Origin of the sequence: Streptomyces sp. NPDC058307 (assembly GCF_042880295.1) — a bacterium.
In the GTDB taxonomy this organism is placed as follows: domain Bacteria; phylum Actinomycetota; class Actinomycetes; order Streptomycetales; family Streptomycetaceae; genus Streptomyces.
In genome coordinates this window covers 94862-111556 of the sequence record NZ_JBHVYZ010000024.1, presented here as the reverse complement: position 1 = coordinate 111556, position 16695 = coordinate 94862, and the positions used below count along the sequence as shown (strand labels likewise).

General features: G+C 70.4%; 16 protein-coding genes and 1 riboswitch. Of the genes, 6 read left to right on the top strand and 10 right to left on the bottom strand.

The annotated features are described in order from the left end of the window. Positions 1 to 75: 75 nt before the first annotated feature. A complete protein-coding gene (locus ACFVYN_RS19340) occupies positions 76 to 528 on the top strand; it encodes a VOC family protein (protein WP_389999882.1) in 453 nt (150 codons plus the stop codon). Between the two features lie 151 nt (positions 529 to 679). Beyond that, positions 680 to 1630 carry a M28 family metallopeptidase gene (locus ACFVYN_RS19335; protein ID WP_389999879.1) on the top strand — a complete coding sequence of 317 codons (951 nt, stop codon included), beginning with the start codon at positions 680 to 682 and terminating at the stop codon, positions 1628 to 1630. Positions 1631 to 1645: 15 nt separating this feature from the next. Here the strand turns inward: ACFVYN_RS19335 and ACFVYN_RS19330 are convergent, their stop codons facing one another. After that, on the bottom strand, positions 1646 to 3169 hold the full coding sequence (locus ACFVYN_RS19330; RefSeq protein WP_389999877.1) for a hypothetical protein: 1524 nt from the start codon (positions 3167 to 3169) through the stop codon (positions 1646 to 1648). A 163-nt stretch (positions 3170 to 3332) separates the two neighbouring features. Here ACFVYN_RS19330 and ACFVYN_RS19325 point away from each other — a divergent pair, with 163 nt between their 5' ends. The 3 genes from ACFVYN_RS19325 (at position 3333) to ACFVYN_RS19315 (ending at position 5692) form a co-directional block, all read left to right on the top strand. After that, on the top strand, positions 3333 to 3797 hold the full coding sequence (locus tag ACFVYN_RS19325) for a DUF6668 family protein (RefSeq protein WP_389999875.1): 465 nt from the start codon (positions 3333 to 3335) through the stop codon (positions 3795 to 3797). Further along, entirely contained in the window at positions 3794 to 5020 is a 1227-nt protein-coding gene (locus ACFVYN_RS19320; RefSeq protein ID WP_389999872.1) for an amidase, read from the top strand. The genes ACFVYN_RS19325 and ACFVYN_RS19320 overlap by 4 nt, the downstream gene beginning before the upstream one ends. An 81-nt stretch (positions 5021 to 5101) precedes the next feature. Continuing rightward, on the top strand, positions 5102 to 5692 hold the full coding sequence (locus ACFVYN_RS19315) for a flavodoxin family protein (protein WP_389999870.1): 591 nt from the start codon (positions 5102 to 5104) through the stop codon (positions 5690 to 5692). Here the strand turns inward: ACFVYN_RS19315 and ACFVYN_RS19310 are convergent. The 4 genes from ACFVYN_RS19310 to ACFVYN_RS19295 form a co-directional block, all read right to left on the bottom strand. Continuing rightward, positions 5682 to 6569 carry an ABC transporter permease gene (locus ACFVYN_RS19310; RefSeq protein WP_389999867.1) on the bottom strand — a complete coding sequence of 296 codons (888 nt, stop codon included), beginning with the start codon at positions 6567 to 6569 and terminating at the stop codon, positions 5682 to 5684. The two genes, ACFVYN_RS19315 and ACFVYN_RS19310, sit on opposite strands and share 11 nt — an antisense overlap. Beyond that, positions 6556 to 7566, bottom strand: a complete 1011-nt coding sequence (locus ACFVYN_RS19305; protein WP_389999864.1) for an ABC transporter ATP-binding protein — start codon at positions 7564 to 7566, stop codon at positions 6556 to 6558. Before ACFVYN_RS19305 ends, ACFVYN_RS19310 begins: the two co-directional genes overlap by 14 nt. Positions 7567 to 7599: 33 nt before the next feature. After that, positions 7600 to 8841, bottom strand: coding sequence for an outer membrane lipoprotein carrier protein LolA (locus ACFVYN_RS19300; protein ID WP_389999862.1), 1242 nt, complete (start codon positions 8839 to 8841; stop codon positions 7600 to 7602). 239 nt (positions 8842 to 9080) lie between these two features. Then, positions 9081 to 10091: a polyprenyl synthetase family protein gene (locus ACFVYN_RS19295; protein WP_389999860.1), complete on the bottom strand. Its 1011-nt coding sequence runs from the start codon at positions 10089 to 10091 to the stop codon at positions 9081 to 9083. 523 nt (positions 10092 to 10614) lie between these two features. Beyond that, positions 10615 to 10787: riboswitch (cyclic di-AMP (ydaO/yuaA leader) on the top strand. A 5-nt stretch (positions 10788 to 10792) separates the two neighbouring features. Between ACFVYN_RS19295 and ACFVYN_RS19290 the strand changes: the two genes are divergently transcribed. Then, positions 10793 to 11275: a transglycosylase SLT domain-containing protein gene (locus tag ACFVYN_RS19290; RefSeq protein WP_389999857.1), complete on the top strand. Its 483-nt coding sequence runs from the start codon at positions 10793 to 10795 to the stop codon at positions 11273 to 11275. Positions 11276 to 11278: 3 nt separating this feature from the next. On the opposite strand, the gene ACFVYN_RS19285 is transcribed toward ACFVYN_RS19290, so the two are convergent. The 5 genes from ACFVYN_RS19285 to ACFVYN_RS19265 form a co-directional block, all read right to left on the bottom strand. Next, positions 11279 to 12091, bottom strand: coding sequence for an HAD family hydrolase (locus tag ACFVYN_RS19285; RefSeq protein WP_389999854.1), 813 nt, complete (start codon positions 12089 to 12091; stop codon positions 11279 to 11281). Between the two features lie 163 nt (positions 12092 to 12254). Further along, positions 12255 to 13283 carry a LacI family DNA-binding transcriptional regulator gene (locus tag ACFVYN_RS19280; RefSeq protein ID WP_389999852.1) on the bottom strand — a complete coding sequence of 343 codons (1029 nt, stop codon included), beginning with the start codon at positions 13281 to 13283 and terminating at the stop codon, positions 12255 to 12257. A 30-nt stretch (positions 13284 to 13313) separates the two neighbouring features. Then, complete coding sequence (locus ACFVYN_RS19275) at positions 13314 to 14180, bottom strand: carbohydrate ABC transporter permease (protein ID WP_389999849.1); 867 nt, start codon at positions 14178 to 14180, stop codon at positions 13314 to 13316. Beyond that, a complete protein-coding gene (locus ACFVYN_RS19270) occupies positions 14177 to 15178 on the bottom strand; it encodes a carbohydrate ABC transporter permease (RefSeq protein ID WP_389999846.1) in 1002 nt (333 codons plus the stop codon). The genes ACFVYN_RS19275 and ACFVYN_RS19270 overlap by 4 nt, the downstream gene beginning before the upstream one ends. After that, the gene (locus ACFVYN_RS19265) at positions 15175 to 16506 is read right to left on the bottom strand and encodes an ABC transporter substrate-binding protein (RefSeq protein WP_389999843.1); all 1332 of its coding nucleotides are present in this window, start codon (positions 16504 to 16506) and stop codon (positions 15175 to 15177) included. The genes ACFVYN_RS19270 and ACFVYN_RS19265 overlap by 4 nt, the downstream gene beginning before the upstream one ends. Positions 16507 to 16695: the final 189 nt, after the last annotated feature.

Genomic DNA, 16695 nt, shown 5'->3' with positions numbered 1-16695 from the left:
GTCAGTGGCAGAGCCACGACCACCGGAACCTGAGTATCAGGATCAATGTCAGTGGTCACCGCTATAAGTGACGGTATGACACCCGTGCACTGGAAAGTCGTGATCGACGCCGAGGACCCGCACGCCCAGGCCGACTTCTGGGCCGCCGCACTGCACTACGCGACCGAGGACAACGACGCCCTGATCCAGCGGCTGCTGGAGCTCGGTGCGCTGCCGCGCGAGGCCACCGTCGAGTACCACGGCCGTCTCGCCTTCCGGGATCTGGTCGCCGTACGGCATCCGGACGACCCGTACGACAAGGACAGCGGCACCGGTCTGGGGCGGCGGCTGCTCTTCCAGCGCGTACCGGAGCCGAAGACCGTCAAGAACCGGCTCCATCTCGATCTGCACCCCGGAGAGGGCAGACGCCCGGCCGAGGTGGAGCGGCTGACGGGTCTCGGGGCGAGTGTGCTGCGCGAGGTGCGGGAGCGGGGAGGTGAGTGGGTGGTGATGGCGGATCCGGAGGGGAACGAGTTCTGCGTGCAGTGAGCCCGGGGCAGCCACGGAGTCCGTTATGCGAACGGGCGTGACCGGATTCCGCCCTTGACGGAGAGTCAACCTCAGCTTCACCATCCAGGCACCCATTCACTGTGGAATCCCTGTGAGTTCAGGGATTCCCACGGAATTCGGAGCCCCCCACATGAAGCTCTCGGTTCCCGGACGCGTCACGGCCACCGCCGTCGTCGCCACCGTCTCCCTCCTGGCCGGCGGATCCATAGCCGGCGCGGCCCCCGCGGGACAGCCCGCGGTGGCCGCGGCCCCGGACATCCCGGTCGCCAACGTGAAGGCGCACCTGACCCAGCTCCAGTCCATCGCCACCGCCAACGGCGGCAACCGCGCGCACGGCCGTACCGGCTACAAGGCCTCGCTCGACTATGTGAAGGCCAAGCTGGACGCCGCCGGATTCACCACGACGATCCAGCAGTTCACGTCCTCCGGGCGCACCGGCTACAACCTCGTCGCCGACTGGCCGGGCGGTGACACCAGCCAGGTGGTCATGTCCGGCTCGCACCTCGACAGCGTGACGGCGGGCCCCGGCATCAACGACAACGGCTCCGGTTCGGCGGCCGTCCTGGAGACCGCGCTCGCCGTGTCCCGGGCCGGCTACCAGCCCACCAAGCATCTGAGATTCGCCTGGTGGGGCGCGGAGGAGCTGGGCATGGTCGGCTCCCGGTACTACGTCAACCGCCTGTCCACCACGGACCGTTCGCGGATCAGCGGCTACCTCAACTTCGACATGATCGGCTCGCCGAACCCCGGCTACTTCGTCTACGACGACGACCCGGCGATCGAGAAGACCTTCAAGGCGTACTACGCCGGCCTCGGCGTCCCGACCGAGATCGAGACGGAGGGCGACGGCCGCTCCGACCACGCGCCGTTCAAGAACGCGGGCGTGCCGGTGGGCGGGCTGTTCAGCGGCGCCGACTACGTCAAGACGGCGGCGCAGGCGGCCAAGTGGGGCGGTACCTCGGGGCTGGCCTTCGACCGCTGCTACCACTCGTCGTGCGACACCACGGCCAACATCGACGACACCGCCCTGGACCGCAACAGCGACGCGGTGGCGTACGCGGTGTGGGAGCTGTCGCGGTAACGGCCCTTCCCCGGGCTACCGGTCGGCGTCCCGGGCGCGTTCCGCGAGGCGGAGCATCCGGGTGCGGGCCGACTCCAGCTTGTCGGGGTCCTCGGCCGCCGGGCCCTCCCCGGCGGCCAGGTCCGTCCACAGGGTGAGCAGGTCGCGGCCGAGTTCCAGGCCCCGCAGCGGATCCCGTACGGCCTTCCACGCGGTGGCCGCGCTCTGTACGTTGCCGTAGGCCGCCTCGGCGTCTCCGGCGCGGTGGTGGATGCCCGCCAGGTCGAGGGAGATCTCCGCGGCCTGGACGGGCTCGCCGCCCAAGTAGGCGATGTACGCGGCAAGTTCACGCACCCGCAGCACGTCGGGATGCTCGGCGCCCAAGGTCTCGGACGCCTCGCCGACGACTCGCTCCGCCAACTCGGCGGCCACGTCCGTCCGCCCCTCCCGCACGGCCTCGCTGATCCGCCCGACCGGCTCCGCGAGCACCGCGTCCTCGTCGACCACCAGCCCCTCCCCCATGACGGCTTCGGCCACGGCGTCGAACCCTCGCACGGGCGTCGGCCTGGGACCGGGATCGTCCAGGAGGGGGACCGCGTCCATGAGAGGGGCGGGGCTGCGGGGAGCGGGCGAGACCGACGGCAGCGGCTGGGGCACGACGGCGGCGAAACCGGCCGTCGGCAGGGGCCTGGGTTCGGGAACGGGGCGGGGACGGGGATCGGGCTGAGGTCGGAGGGTCGGTACGGCGTCGGACGGCGGTGGGGTGGGGGTGTCAGCCGGATCGGGCTGCGCCCAGGCGGGGGTACGAGCGGGACCGGGCTTCGGCGGGGTCGGCGGCAGGGGGCCGGGTGTGGAGGCGGGGTCGGTCGGGGACAGTGGGGCCGAGGTGGGGGCCGGGCTGGTGTCCATCACGGGGGGCGGGCCGAACTCGCCCGTCGGGGGCAGGGCCGTCCCGGCGGCCGGAGCCGAGCCGCTGGCCTGAGGGTGCGGCAGCTGTCGTAGGACCTGGGTCCGGAACACTTCGGCGTCCGCCGGCCGCGGCTGGGGCTGGGGCTGGGGCAGGTTTCGCATCCGGAAGGTGGGGGCCGGGTCCTGCATGCCCCCTTCGTGCGCGTCGGGGGCCGGGGACGGCCAGTGTGTCTCCGCCGGGTCCTCGGTCGCGGGGGCCGGGGACGGCCAAGGCGTCTCCGCCGGGTCCTCGGTCGCGGCGGACGGCAACGGCGGGTCTCCCTGCTCGGCGGCCTGATGACGGGCCGCCCCCTCCGGCGGAGCCATCCGTACCGGCTCCGCCGTGAAGCGGCTGGCGCCGTTCGTCGCGACTTCCAACGGGACCACATAACCGATGCGGGCGTCGTGGATCGTGGCGTGGACGGTGTGGCCACCGGCGAGGGCGAGGTGGTGGAGGTGGGTCAGAACGGTCTGGTGGAGTTCCTCGCCGGGTGACGCGGTGACCGGCGTTCCGGCCACCGTCGCGGACTCACCCGTCAGGGGGACGCGGACGTCGATCGGGGTCGCTCCCCGCTGCTGGTCCCGCTTCTTGTCGCGGCTGAGTCGAGACATCTCATCCCTCACGGTCGTGCACGTACTGTCGAGTCTCTCCGCTCGCCCCCGGTTCTCACGTCACCGTGATGTCACAGGCCTGTTCCAGAGGGGGCAGGGCGGGCGGGATGACAGGATCGGGAGCACGGGCAGGCGAACTGACGTGCGGCGAGAGGCGGAGAGAGTGCAGCAGGGGCCGGAGATCTGGATCCGCGGGCCGGTTGCCCCGACCGGAAGGCGGTTCACGTGGGTCGGCACGCACGGCGGCGCCGGTGTCTCCACCCTGGCCGCCGTCTACGGCGGTCACGACAGCGCACGCGAGTGGCCGGGCCCCGGTGCCCCGGCCTCCGTGCTGCTCGTCGCCCGTACGCACGCCGCGGGCCTGCTCGCCGCCCGCCGCACCCTGGAGCTGTTCCGGCGCGGGGAGCACCCGCCGGGGCTCGACCTCGACGCCGTCGTCCTCGTGGCGGACGCTCCCGGACGGCTCCCGCGCCCGCTCGCCCAGCAGGTCAAGGAGATCGAGTCCACGGTCGACGTGTACCGCGTGCCCTGGGTCCCCGCGTGGCGCCTCGGCGACCTGAGCGGTACGCCCCCGCGCGCCACCGGGGCACTGGTCCGGCTCACCCGGGCCACCGCCGCCGCTCCATGACGGCCACCGCCTCCCTGTCCGCCACGGACCTGGCTTCGGCGGTACGTTCGCGCTCGCTGCGGGCCGTCGACATCGTCGCCTGCGCCCTGGAGCGGATCCGGCGGGTGGATCCGGAGCTGTGCGCGTTCGCCGAGGTGTGGGAGGAGGGGGCGCTGCGGCGGGCACACGAGATCGACCTGCGTGTCGACGCCGGTGAGCGGCCGCCGCTCGCCGGGGTGCCGATCGGGGTGAAGGGGCGGCACGGGCTGCGCGGTGCGGCACCGCTTCTGGCGGCCGGGTGCGTACCCGTCGGCGCGACCTCCGTGCCCGGTCCCGGAACCCCCTGGCAGACCTGGGGACTCGGCGCCCACGGCCGTACCGTCAATCCCTGGCGCGCCGACCGCACCCCGGGCGGGTCTTCAGCGGGCTCCGCGGCGGCGGTGGCCGCGGGCCTCGTCCCGATGGCGACGGGGAGCGACGGGGCGGGGTCGATACGGATCCCGGCGGCGTGGTGCGGGGTGATCGGCCTCAAGATCACGAACACCGGCCACAGGAGCAACGGCCTCACGGCCCCCGGCATCCTCGTCCGCCACGCCCGTGACGCGGCCGCCTACTGGCGCGCGGTCTCCGGCGACAGCGACAGCGACAGCGACAGCGACGAGGGTGACGACGGCGAGGGTGACGACGGCGAGGGTGACGGAGACGGCACCGAGCCGCCCCCCGACCGCCCCGTCACCGCCGTCTGGTCCCCCGACCGCCCCGTCACCGCCGTCTGGTCCCCCGACCTCGGCTTCGCCGACCCGGACCCCGGGATCGTCCGGATCGCCCGCGCGGCGGTCGGGCGGCTGGCCGACGCCGGTGTCGTACGGCTCGTCCGGCCCCGCACCTCGCCGCGCCTGCACGACCCCGCCCCCGCCTGGCTCGCCCTACGCACCCCGGGCTCCGATCTGCAGGACGCCGACCGCATCCGGGCCGCCAACGACCGTCTCCTCGACGGGATCTTCACCGACACCCACCTGCTGATGACACCCACGACCCCGCACCCGCCGCACGGTCACGAAGGCCCCGGCGACCGCTACTCCACCGCTCTCACCTGGGCGTTCAACCTCTCCGGGCACCCGGCGCTCAACCTCCCGGCCGGCCTCGGTCCCGACGGCTGCCCGGTCGGACTCCAGCTCGTGGCCCGGCACGGCGGCGAGGCGCTGCTGCTGGAGGTGGCGCGGGCGGCACAGGCGTACACCTGAGGCCCCCCTGGACAGGTACTTGCGCGCGCATATAATGCATGTGCGAGTATTCACCGTACGCCGATCAGCCGGGAGATCTCCATGACGCGCCGTTTCCTGTTCGTGCTCGGCAGCAGCCGCAGCGACGGCAACACCGAACTGCTGGCCCGCCGGGCCGCCGAGCAACTGCCCCCCGATGTCGAGCAGCAGTGGATCGATCTCACGGAGCATCCGCTGCCCGACTTCGAGGATCTCCGGCACGACACGGACCACGTGCGTCCGACGATCGGCCACACGGCACTGCTCTTCGACGCGACGCTCGCGGCGACGGACATCGTGATCGCCTCCCCCCTCTACTGGTACTCGGTCTCCGCGCACGTCAAGCGCTACCTCGACCACTGGTCGGGCTGGCTGCGCACGCCGGGGGTCGACTTCAAGGCGACCATGGCGGGGCGCACGCTGTGGGGTGTCACCGCGCTGGCGCACGAGGAGTTCGAGGTCGCCGACCCGCTGGTCGGCACCCTCAACAACTCGGCCGCGTACCTGGGGATGCGCTTCGGCGGGGTGCTCCTCGGCAACGGCAGCAAGCCCGGTGACGTCCTGCGGGACACCGATGCCCTCTCCCGGGCGAAGACCTTCTTCGACCAGGAGGCTCCGCTCGCGCGGTTCCCCTACGAGCAGCTCACGCCGTGATGTCCTTCGCCATGAACCTCGCCCACGCCGCCGAGCCGAACACCGCCGCGTACAGCGCCTGGAGGCCGAGGTTCTTCACCAGGTCGTCCCAGTAGACCGGCTCCCGCATGAGGTCGGCGAAGGACAGCCAGTAGTGGGAGAAGAAGTAGGGCTGGAGAGCGTGCAGTTGGGGTATCTGGTCGAGGATCTGGACCGTGATCAGCAGGCCGACCGTCGTGGCCATCGCCGCGATGCCGCTGTTCGTGAGCGTCGAGACGAACAGGCCGAGAGCCGCCACGCCGGTCAGTGACGCGGCCACCACCAGGGCGATGAGCAAGGCTCTTCCCAGGCCCTCCGCGAAGGTGATCTGCGTGCCGGAGATCGTCGTCAGGTCGCCGAGCGGGAAGAGGACGGCCCCCACCGTCAGCGCCGAGAGAGCGACCACAAGGGTGGCGACCAGGCAGAACGCCATCACCGTCGCGTACTTGGTCAGGAGCAGCCGGGTGCGGCCCGCCGGGGCGACCAGCAGGTAGCGGAGGGTGCCGGCGTTGGCCTCGCCCGCGATCGCGTCGCCCGCGATGACGCCGATGGACATGGGGAGGAAGAAGGGGAGGGTCGCGGCGAGGGCGGTGAAGACCAGGAAGAGGCCGTTGTTGGTGATCTGGGAGATGAAGGCGGGGCCTCCGCCACCACCGCCGGCCGAGTCGCCGCCGCCGGTCTCGATCTTCACCGCGATGCCCACGAGGACCGGGACCGCCGCGAGTACGGCCAGCAGGGCGAGGGTGCGCCAGCGGCGGAACGTGACGTGGAGTTCGTTGCGGAAGAGGGTGGCCCGGAAGGTCGTACGGCGGCTGCCGGGCGGTCGTGAAGCAGAAGCCCGTACCTCAACCTGCGACATCGAAGCCCTCCCCCGTCAGTGCGACGAAAGCGTCCTCCAGGGAGGCTCGCTCCACACCGAAGCCCCGCACGCGCACCCCCGCTGTCACCAACGCGGCGTTGACGGCGGCCAGGTCACCTTCCGGAGGGTCAGCAGTCACCCGGTCCTCGGCCACCACCACATCACCGACCCCCTGCTCCTTGAGGATCCTCGCCGCGTCCGCTGTGTCCGGAGTCGTCACCACCAGCCTGCTCCTCGCCTCCGCCGCCAGCTCCTCCACCGGACCCTGTGTGATCAGGCGTCCCTGGGCCATCACCGCCACGTGGGTGCAGACCTGCTCGATCTCGTCGAGGAGGTGGGAGGAGAGGAAGACGGTGGTGCCGTCCGAGGCCAGCTCCCGCACCAGGGAGCGGATCTCGCGCATGCCCTGCGGGTCCAGGCCGTTGGTCGGTTCGTCCAGGACCAGGAGTCTGCGGGGCTGGAGGAGGGCCGCGGCCAGGCCGAGGCGCTGTTTCATGCCCAGCGAGTACGCCTTCGCCTTCTTGCCGGCGGCGGCCGCCAGACCCACTCGGTCCAGGGCGGCCGCCACTCGCGTGTTCCGGGTGCGCGGGTCGGCGGTCGGGTCGGCGGCGTCGTAGCGGACGAGGTTGTCCCGGCCGGAGAGGAAGCCGTAGAGGGCGGGGCCCTCGATGAGCGCGCCGACGTGCGGGAGCACGGTCCGGGAGGCGCGCGGCATGGGCCGGCCGAGGACGCGCGCCGAGCCGGAGGTCGGTTCGATGAGGCCCATCAGCATGCGGATGGTGGTGGTCTTCCCCGAGCCGTTCGGGCCGAGGAAGCCGAAGACGCTGCCCGCCGGGACGGTCAGGTCGAGACCGTCCACGGCGAGCTGTCCGCCGCGGTAGCGCTTGGTGAGGGCGCGGGTGTGGATGACGCTGTCAGCCAGACCCTCTGAAGCACCCTCCGAAGCGCCCTCGTCCGGCCCCTCCCGGTCCGGCTCCGTGGCGGACGGCTGGTCCATCGGCTCCCTCGATTCGTCGTGCTCCGCGGGGAGCTACTTCCCCGCGTCGGCCGCCTTCACCAGCGCATCCTTGGTGACCGCGCCGACGTAGACCTTGCCGTCGTCGGTGATCAGGGCGTTGATCAGGCGGGTCTTGAAGACGGTGCCCTTACCGAACTTGCCGGAGACCTTGGCGCCGAGCGAGTCCAGGAAGCCGCCGACGTCACCGCCGACCTTGGAGCCGGACGGGACGCCCTGGCCGCCGGTGTCGAAGGTGGCTATGGAGTCCCAGCCGTCCCCGATGACGTTCAGCCCCTCGGGGCCACCCTTGCCGAGGCCGTCGGCGGAACCCTTGCCGAGCTCGCCGGGCCGGCCCTTGGGGAGGCCCTCGGAGTGCTCGGGCGCCTTCTTGGCGTCGCCCTCCTCGACCTTCGCCCCCTTCGGCGGGGTGAAGTCGAAGGTCGAGGCGGCCGGCTTGGCGAAGCTGACCTGGGTGAAGCCCGCGTCCACGACGGCCGCGCCACCGCTCGCCGGCGTCAGCGTGAACTTCAGCGGCAGCCCGGTCTTCGAGTCCACGGCCACGGTGATCTGACCGACCGTGGAGCCCTCGTCCTTGGGCTTGATGACCAGGCGGTAGGCGTCCCGGCCCGCGACCTGCGCGGTGCCCTCCACCGTCACCGACGTGGTCTTGTCGGCGGCCTTGAGGGCGCCCTGGGCGAGGTCCTTGGGGGTGGCGGGGAGCTCTTCCTTCTGCTTCCCGTCGCTCTTGGAGGCCGTGGTGTGGAAGACCGAGTTGGACTTGCTGTCGTAGCCCCACACGTCCTTGCCGTTGTGGATGAGGCTGTACTCCGCCGCGTTCTCCAGCAGCGAGACCTTCTGCCTGTCCTGGCCGTCGGCCGCTACGCGCAGTGTGTGCGTGCCGGAGGCCAGCTCGGTCAGCTTGGTGGTGGGGTCGGCGGACGAGCCGTCGCCCGAGCCGGAGGGCCCTGCGGACGAGCCGAGCGAGCTCTCCAGGCCGCCGAGGTTCGGCAGACCGAGATCGGTGGTGATCTTCACGGTGCCGGACAACTGCTGCACGTCCGACGCGGCGATCTTCTCGATGAGTTCCTGTGCGCTGATCTTCGGCAGGTTGGGGTCGCCCGAGTCGGCGAGCGCCGGGACCAGCCCGATGGTCGCCGCCGCGACTCCCATCACCGTGGCCGGCACGACGTACCGCGCGGCCTTGCGCCGGCGCGCGGAACGCAGTTCTTCGGCGTCCGCCGCGGTCGCGCTGTCGTCGGATTCGTACGGTGCCATGTGTGCCTTACCTCCGTCGTCGGCGGCGGCTGTCAACTCCCCCTGCGTCCACCCGTAGCCGCCATTCTCACCCGAATCGGTGAGGAGTGGTGTTTTCCGTGATGTCCATCTGACCAAATCGGCCATGAGAATGCGTCAGACCACGGAGCCAACTCCGTGTACACCTGGGGTATGACACGACACGCCGACGCCCCCTACGACCCGTAGGGGGCGTCGCTCTGGCGAAAGACCGGCCTGCGCTAGCCCGCGCGATGCACCACCGCGTCGCACAGCTCCATCAGCGCCGCCTTCGCGTCGCACTCCCGCAGCGGGGCCAGGGCCGCGCGCGCGTCCTGCGCGTAGCGCGTGGTGTCCCGGCGTGCCTGCTCCAGCGCGGGGTGCGCGCGCAGGGCCGCCAGCGCCTCCGCGTGCCGGGCGTCGTCCGTGAGGTCGGAGTCGAGCAGCTCGCACAGGGCGATGTCCTCGGCAAGGCCGAGCCGGGCGGCCCGCTCCCGCAGCCGCAGCACGGGCATCGTGGGGATGCCCTCGCGCAGGTCGGTGCCCGGCGTCTTGCCGGACTCCCGGGAGTCGGAGGCGATGTCCAGCACGTCGTCGGCGAGCTGGAAGGCGACACCGAGGCGCTCGCCGTACTGGGTCAGGACGTCCACGACGGTCTCGTCGGCGCCCGACATCATGGCCCCGAAGCGGCACGAGACCGCGACGAGGGAGCCCGTCTTGCCGCCGAGCACGTCGAGGTAGTGCTCGACCGGATCGCGGCCGTCCTGCGGCCCGGCCGTCTCCAGGATCTGCCCGGTGACCAGGCGCTCGAACGCCTCCGACTGCACCCGGACGGCCGCGGGCCCGAGGTCGGCCAGGATGTGCGAGGCGCGGGCGAACAGGAAGTCGCCCGTCAGCACGGCCACCGAGTTGCCCCAGCGGGTGTTGGCGCTGTCGACACCCCGCCTGACCTCGGCCTCGTCCATGACGTCGTCGTGGTACAGCGTCGCGAGGTGGGTCAGCTCCACCACCACGGCCGACGGCACCAGGCCCGGCGCATAGGGGTCACCGAACTGGGCGGCGAGCATCACGAGCAACGGCCGAAACCGCTTTCCACCCGCCCGCACCAGGTGCTGCGCGGCCTCCGTGATGAAGGGGACCTCGCTCTTGGTGGCCTCGAGCAGTCCCTCCTCGACAGCCGCCAATCCGGCCTGGACATCGGCTTCCAGAGCCTGGTCCCGCACGCTCAGCCCGAACGGCCCGACGACGGTCACGAGGGGTCTCCTGTCTGCTGGTGTCTACTGGCGGTCACACGGAATGTCGATAGGTCGCTGCCCTCACTCAAGTCAGCGTATCCGGTCACCTTTGGATCACCGATAGCGCCCGCCCCGTCCATGCCAGGCGGTATCGGATCACGACCGGTATGTTTTTGATCATCTGATAAGAACAAATATCTATCGACTTGTACGGAATGGACCGCTATTGCGGGATGGGCACCGGAGCAGCGGACCCCACGGGCCGCCGGTTGAGCATGAGTTGAGACTCTTGCCCCTTTTGCACCTCTTGCGATCCACTGTGACTTGACCCACTCGTGCGGACGGACCGGCATGAATCCGGAATCTGGCGATCCGCCTTTGCCCGTGCGTGAGTTGAGGCTTGGCGAACGCAAAGGATCAAGCGCCTCAAATGCCTCGTACCAAGGTCAATAGGCATCGCATGTGAATTCGCCACTTGTTTCGGACATGTGCTCTCGCATACGTTCCCGGCCTGTCGGGCGGACGCCGAATCCTGCCACCGCCCGTACACCCACCGAGAACCACGGCAGGAGCGGGGGAACCAGGTAGACCGCCGAACCGGATGTCTTCGGACATACCGGCACGGCTTGGGGTGAAGTCACGCCATTCATAGGCGAGGCCGGGCATCTCCCGCCCGAACCCGACAGCTCACCTCGCAGGCGACGGAGAGGAACTTCACCATGTCCGCTGCCGCTCAGCACCGACGTACCCGCACCAGCCGTCTCGTCCGCAAGCTCGCCGTCGTGGGCACCGGAGCCGCCGTACTCGCGCTCCCCCTCATCGGCGCCACCACCGCGTCCGCGGCCACCCCGGCCGTGCAGACCGCGACCACGCTCGGCTACTCCGACACCCTCGACGGCTGGATCCGGGCCTCCCTCGCCGTCATGGCGGAGCACGGGATTCCCGGCTCCTACGACGGCATCTACCGCAACGTCATCCGCGAGTCCTCCGGCAACCCCTACGCCATCAACCTCTGGGACTCCAACGCGGCCGCCGGCACGCCCTCCAAGGGCCTGCTCCAGGTGATCGACCCGACCTTCAACGCGTACCACGTGGCCAACACCTCGTGGGACCCGTACGACCCGGTCGCGAACATCACCGCGGCCTGCAACTACGCGGCCCAGCGGTACGGGTCCATCGACAACGTGTTCGGCGCGTACTAGGAACTAGGCCTCACGGAACAGTCCTTCGAGGACGACGGCGACGCCGTCGTCCTCGTTCGACAGGGTCACCTGGTCGGCCACGGCCCTGAGTTCGGGGTGGGCGTTGGCCATCGCCACGCCACGGGCCGCCCAGTCGAACATGGGGATGTCGTTGGGCATGTCCCCGAAGGCGATCGTCGTCTCCGGCCCCAGGCCCAGGTGTCCGGCGGCCAGCGCGAGGCCCGTCGCCTTGGTGATGCCGCATGGCTGGAGTTCGACGGTCCCGGGCCCCGACATGGTGACCGTCGCCAGCGAACTCACCACCGAACGCGCCGTGACCGCCAACTCGTCGTCGGACAGGTAGGGGTGGCGCAGCAGCACCTTGCTGATCGGCTCGCACCACAGGTCGTCGCGCCGGCCGACCCGTACGGCGGGCAGGGTCGGGTGGGGCATCAGATAGCCCGGTTCGATGAGCGTGAGCCCGTCGACACCGTCCTGGTCCACAGCCGCGTACACCTGACCGACCTCGGCCTCGATCTTGCCCAGCGCGGTCTCGGCCAGCTCCCGGTCCAGGGTCACCGACCAGAGCAGACGGTCCGCGCCGGCGTCGTACACCTGCGCGCCCTGTCCGCACACCGCGAGCCCCGTGCTGCCGAGGTCGTCGAGCAGGGGCCGCACTCTGGGCGCCGGCCGTCCCGTCACGACGAGATGCCGGGCCCCACCCGCGGCCACCCGGGCGAGCGCGGCCAACGACCGGTCGGAGAAGGTGTCGTCGGCGCGCAGCAGCGTGCCGTCCAGGTCGGTGGCGATCAGGGCATATGCGGGGGAGGCGGCCATGATCAGAGAATACGGATGGTTGGCCCCCGCGACTCGACGCGAACCGGACGGCTGCTGCTTTCACATCCGTTGACGTGCGTTCCGCTTCCGGGGTGCCGCAGAGCGGGGCCGCTGCCGCTCCGGGGTGCCGCAGAGCGGGCCGCTGGCGCTCCGTCCCATTCGCCTATGCCGAGTCCCGGACCACCAGTTCCGTCGGGAGGATCACTCCGGCCGTGTCCTCGCCGGCGATCTGGGCCAGCAGCATGCGGACCATCTCGGCGCTGATGCGGTCGAAGGGCTGGCGCATGGTGGTCAGGGCGGGGGCGATGGCGGTGGCCGCCGGGGAGTCGTCGAAGCCGCCGACAGCGATGTCCTCCGGCACCGCACGCCCGGCCTGCTGAAGGACGCCCACGACGCCGAGGGCCATGAGGTCCGAGGCGACGAACACCGCGTCCAGGTCCGGGGCCTGGGCCAGCAGGCTGCGGGCGGCCCGTTCGCCGCCGCTGCGCCGGAAGTCGCCCTCGACGACGAGCGCCGGGTCGTAGGGCAGCCCGGCCTCGGCGAGCATGTCCCGGTAGCCGGCGAGGCGGTCGGGGCCGCCCGGCATGTCCAGCGGCCCGGTGACCATGCCGATGCGTCGGCGGCCGCCCGCGAGGAGATGGCGGACCATGTCCTGCGCGCCCTCCCGGTCGGCGGCGGCCACGTAACTCACCTTGGTCCCCCGCCCTATCGGCTTGCCGCAGACCACCAACGGGATCCCGGCGTGGTGCAGTTCGGCCGCGACCGGGTCACCGCTGTGGTTGGAGAGCAGCAGCACCCCGTCGACGTGGCCCGAGGTGATGTACCGGGTCAGCCGGCGCCGGTCGTCGTCGCTCTCGGCCAGCATCAGCAGCAGCGGGATGTCGTGCTGGGCGAGCCGTTCGGTGCAACCGCGCAGCAGGATGTTGAAGTTGGGGTCCTCGAAGAACTTCTCCTGCGGCTCGGTCAGCAGGAACGCCACCGAGTCCGACCGGCCCGTACTGAGGCTGCGGGCGTGCCGGTTGACCACGTAGCCGGTCTTCCTGATGGCGGCCTCGACCGACCGCCGGGCGGCGGCCGAGACGTAGTGGCCGCCGTTCAGGAAGCGGGAGACGGTGCCCCGCGAGACGCCCGCCTCCCGGGCCACGTCGTGGATGGTCGGGGGCCTTCGGCGTCCGTTCGCGCTGGTGGTCATGTTCCTCGTTCGTGAAAGTGGGCCTGGGCCTCAGGCCTTGACCGCGCCGCTCATCAGGTCCAGCGACCAGAACCGCTGGATCACCAGGAAGAGCCCGATCAGCGGCAGGATCGCGAGCAGGCATCCGGTGATGACCAGGGTGTAGAGCGCGGGCTGCGAGGCGCCCTGGGCGAGCAGCGTGTACAGGCCGAGGGTGATCGGGAACTTCTCGTCGTCGGCCAACATGACGAAGGGCAGCAGGAAGTTGTTCCAGATGCCGACGAACTGGAAGAGGAACACCGTGATCAGCCCGGGCATCATCATCGGTACGGCGATCCGCGAGAAGATCCGCCACTCGCTGGCGCCGTCCATGCGGGCGGCCTCCATGAGTTCGGCGGGCACGGACGCGGCCGCGTAGATGCGGACCAGGTAGACGCCGTACGGCGACAGGATCGACGGCAGCAGCATCGACCAGTACGAGTCGGCCATGCCGAGCTTCGACAGCAGCAGGTACTGCGGTACGGCCAGCACGATCGACGGCACCAGGACGCCGGCCAGGATCATCTTGAAGATGGCCTCACGGCCGCGGAAGCTGTAGCGGCCGAGCGCGTAGCCGCCGGCGGCGGAGACCGCGGCGGAGAGCAGGGCGCCGAGACCGGCGTAGAAGGCCGAGTTGGCCATCCAGCGCCAGAAGATGCCGTCGCGGTAGGCGGTCAGGTCGCTCAGGTTCTGGAAGAGGCCGGTGCCGGGGGCGAGGGTGAAGGTGGAGAAGAGCTCGGACCGGTCCTTGGTCGCCGCGACGACCACCCAGGCGATGGGGATCAGGCAGTACAGCGCGCCGAGGATCAGGACGATCGTGGGCACCCAGGCGGTGCGGCGGGCGGCCTTGGGGCCGGCGGTGAGGGTGAGGGGGGTCATGCCCGGTCCTCCCGGGTGTAGCGGTCGGAGATGCGCAGCAGGGTGAAGGAGAGGACGAACGTGGCCAGGGCCAGGACGACCGCGGTGGCGGAGGCGCCGTAGATGTCGGACTGGAGGAAGGCCTTGTCGTAGATGGCCATCAGGGGGCTCCACGAGCTGGGCAGGCCGTTGGTGAGCGGCTTGAGGGCCATGGGCTCGGTGAAGACCTGGAGGGTGGCGATCACCGAGAAGAAGAAGGTGAGCACCAGGGAGGGCATCACGATCGGGATCTTGATCTTCAGGGCGATGCTCAGATTGGTCGCGCCGTCGATCCTGGCCGCCTCGTAGATGTCAGCCGGGATCGCCCTGAGGGCGGTGTAGATGACGATCATGTTGAAGCCGGTGCCGCCCCAGACCGCGATGTTGGCGAAGGAGAGGTACAGGTTGCCGCCGTCGAACAGGTCGGGCTGCGGGAGGCCGAACTTGTCCAGCAGGTAGTAGAAGGGGCTGACGTCCGGCAGGTACAGGAAGCCCCACATGAGGGCGGCGATGATGCCCGGCACCGCGTACGGCAGGAAGATCATCAGCCGGGCGAAGGGCGCGCTGCGTGCCTTCGGGGTGTCCAGCATCAGCGCGAACAGCAGCGCGAGGCCCAGCATGGTCGGGATGACGATGAGGCCGTATCCGAAGGCGCGCAGCACGCTGTGGCCGAACTCGGAGTCGTTGAGGACGTCGGTGTAGTTGCCGATGCCGTTCCACACCTGTGAGCGGGCACCCTTGCCGAGGCCGATGCCCTTGACCTGGACCTTGTGCAGGCTCAGCCAGATCGCGTACCCGATGGGCACCACGGTGAAGGCGGCGAAGAGGGTCAGGGTGGGCACCAGGAACCAGTACGGTGCGCTGCGACCGCGACCACGGCGGCGGGGGCGGCTGGGGCGGACGGACGGGGCGGTGCCGGTGCCGTCCGCCAAGGGCCCGGCCTCGATGAGGTCGGAGCCCTTGAGCGGAGCGCTGGTCATGCCTCGGTCACCTCGAAGCCCTGCTTCTTCATGTCGGAGAAGGTCTTCGACTGCACGGTGGCGAGGGCCGAGTCGAACTGGGACTCCTTCTTCGACTTGGTGGCCTTGCCGAAGGCGTCCTGGAAGGTGGTGTAGGCCGTGTTGACGTTGGGGCCCCAGGCCGCGGCGGCGGTGGTCGCGGCGATCTGGCCGGCCGTCGTGTAGAAGTCCGCCTGATTGGAGAAGAACTCCGGCGTGGTCAGGACGTTCCCGGACTGGCCCTTCGTGGCGGCCGGGTAGATCGCGACCTCCTTGACCAGGGCGGCAAGGGCCTCCGGGTCGGTGTTCAGCCAGGTGGCGAACTTGGCGGCGGCCTCGGCATGCTTGGAGTCGGTGGAGACACCGGTGGAGGAACCGCCCCAGCTGCCGGTGACGTTCTCGCCGGACTTCCACTGCGGCAGCGGGGCCATGCGCCACTTGCCCTTGGTGTCGGGCGCGGAGGAGACCAGCACCCCGGGCGCCCAGACGGCGGAGACCCAGGCGAGGTGGGTGCCCTTGTTGAGGGCGTTGTTCCAGGCCGGGGTGTACATCGGCTGGTTGTCGATGACGCCCTCCTGCACGAGCCCGCCCCAGAACTCGGCGACCTGCTTGGTGGCCGCGTCGTCGATGCCGACGGTCCACTTGCCGGCCGAGTCGACGGTCCACCACTTGCCGCCGGCCTGCTGGGCGAGACCCGCGAACAGACCGGGGTCGTTGGCCGAGAAGGTGGTCAAGTAGGCGTCCGGGACGGCCTTCTTGGCGGCGCGGGCGGTCTCGGCGAACTCCGTCCAGGTCTTCGGGACGCTCAGTCCGTGCTTCTTGAAGAGGTCCTCGCGGTAGTAGAACATCAGCGGGCCGGAGTCCTGCGGGATCGCGTAGAGCGCGTCCGAGCCGAGGGTGACCATGCCCCACAGACCCTCGGCGAACGCGGACTTGGTGTCACCGGCGTACTTGGAGATGTCGGCGAGGACGTCGTTGGAGACCAGGGTGGGCAGCGACTGGTACTCGACCTGGATGAGGTCGGGGGCGTTGCCGGCCTTCTTCGCGGTGATCAGCTTGGACAGGATCTCCTGACCGCTGGCCTGCTTGGACACGGTGACGGTGATGTCCGGGTTCTTCTTGTTCCAGATCGCGGCGACCTTCTCCATGTTCGGCGCCCACGACCAGTAGGTCAGCTTGACGGGCCCGCTGCTCGCGCCGGAGTCCTTGTCGTCGGAACCGCCGCAGGCGGCGAGGGTGCTCGTGAGGCCGAGGGCTGTGGCCCCGGCAAGGATGCTGCGCCTGCTGATCTGGCGGCGGTTGATCGACATCTACATCTCCCCTGACTTGGAACCAGCCGGTCTCGGACATCCGCGTACGCGGCAACCGCCGTGGGGGGAGGTTCTGCGGACGTGACCGAGAGGCTGTGCGCGAGGGCCGCGCGGCTCTGTGATCGTGCACAGTAGAGAATTGTTTCGGCCCCTTGTCAATGGCGGGAGCGTGGGGTTACCTACTTGTTG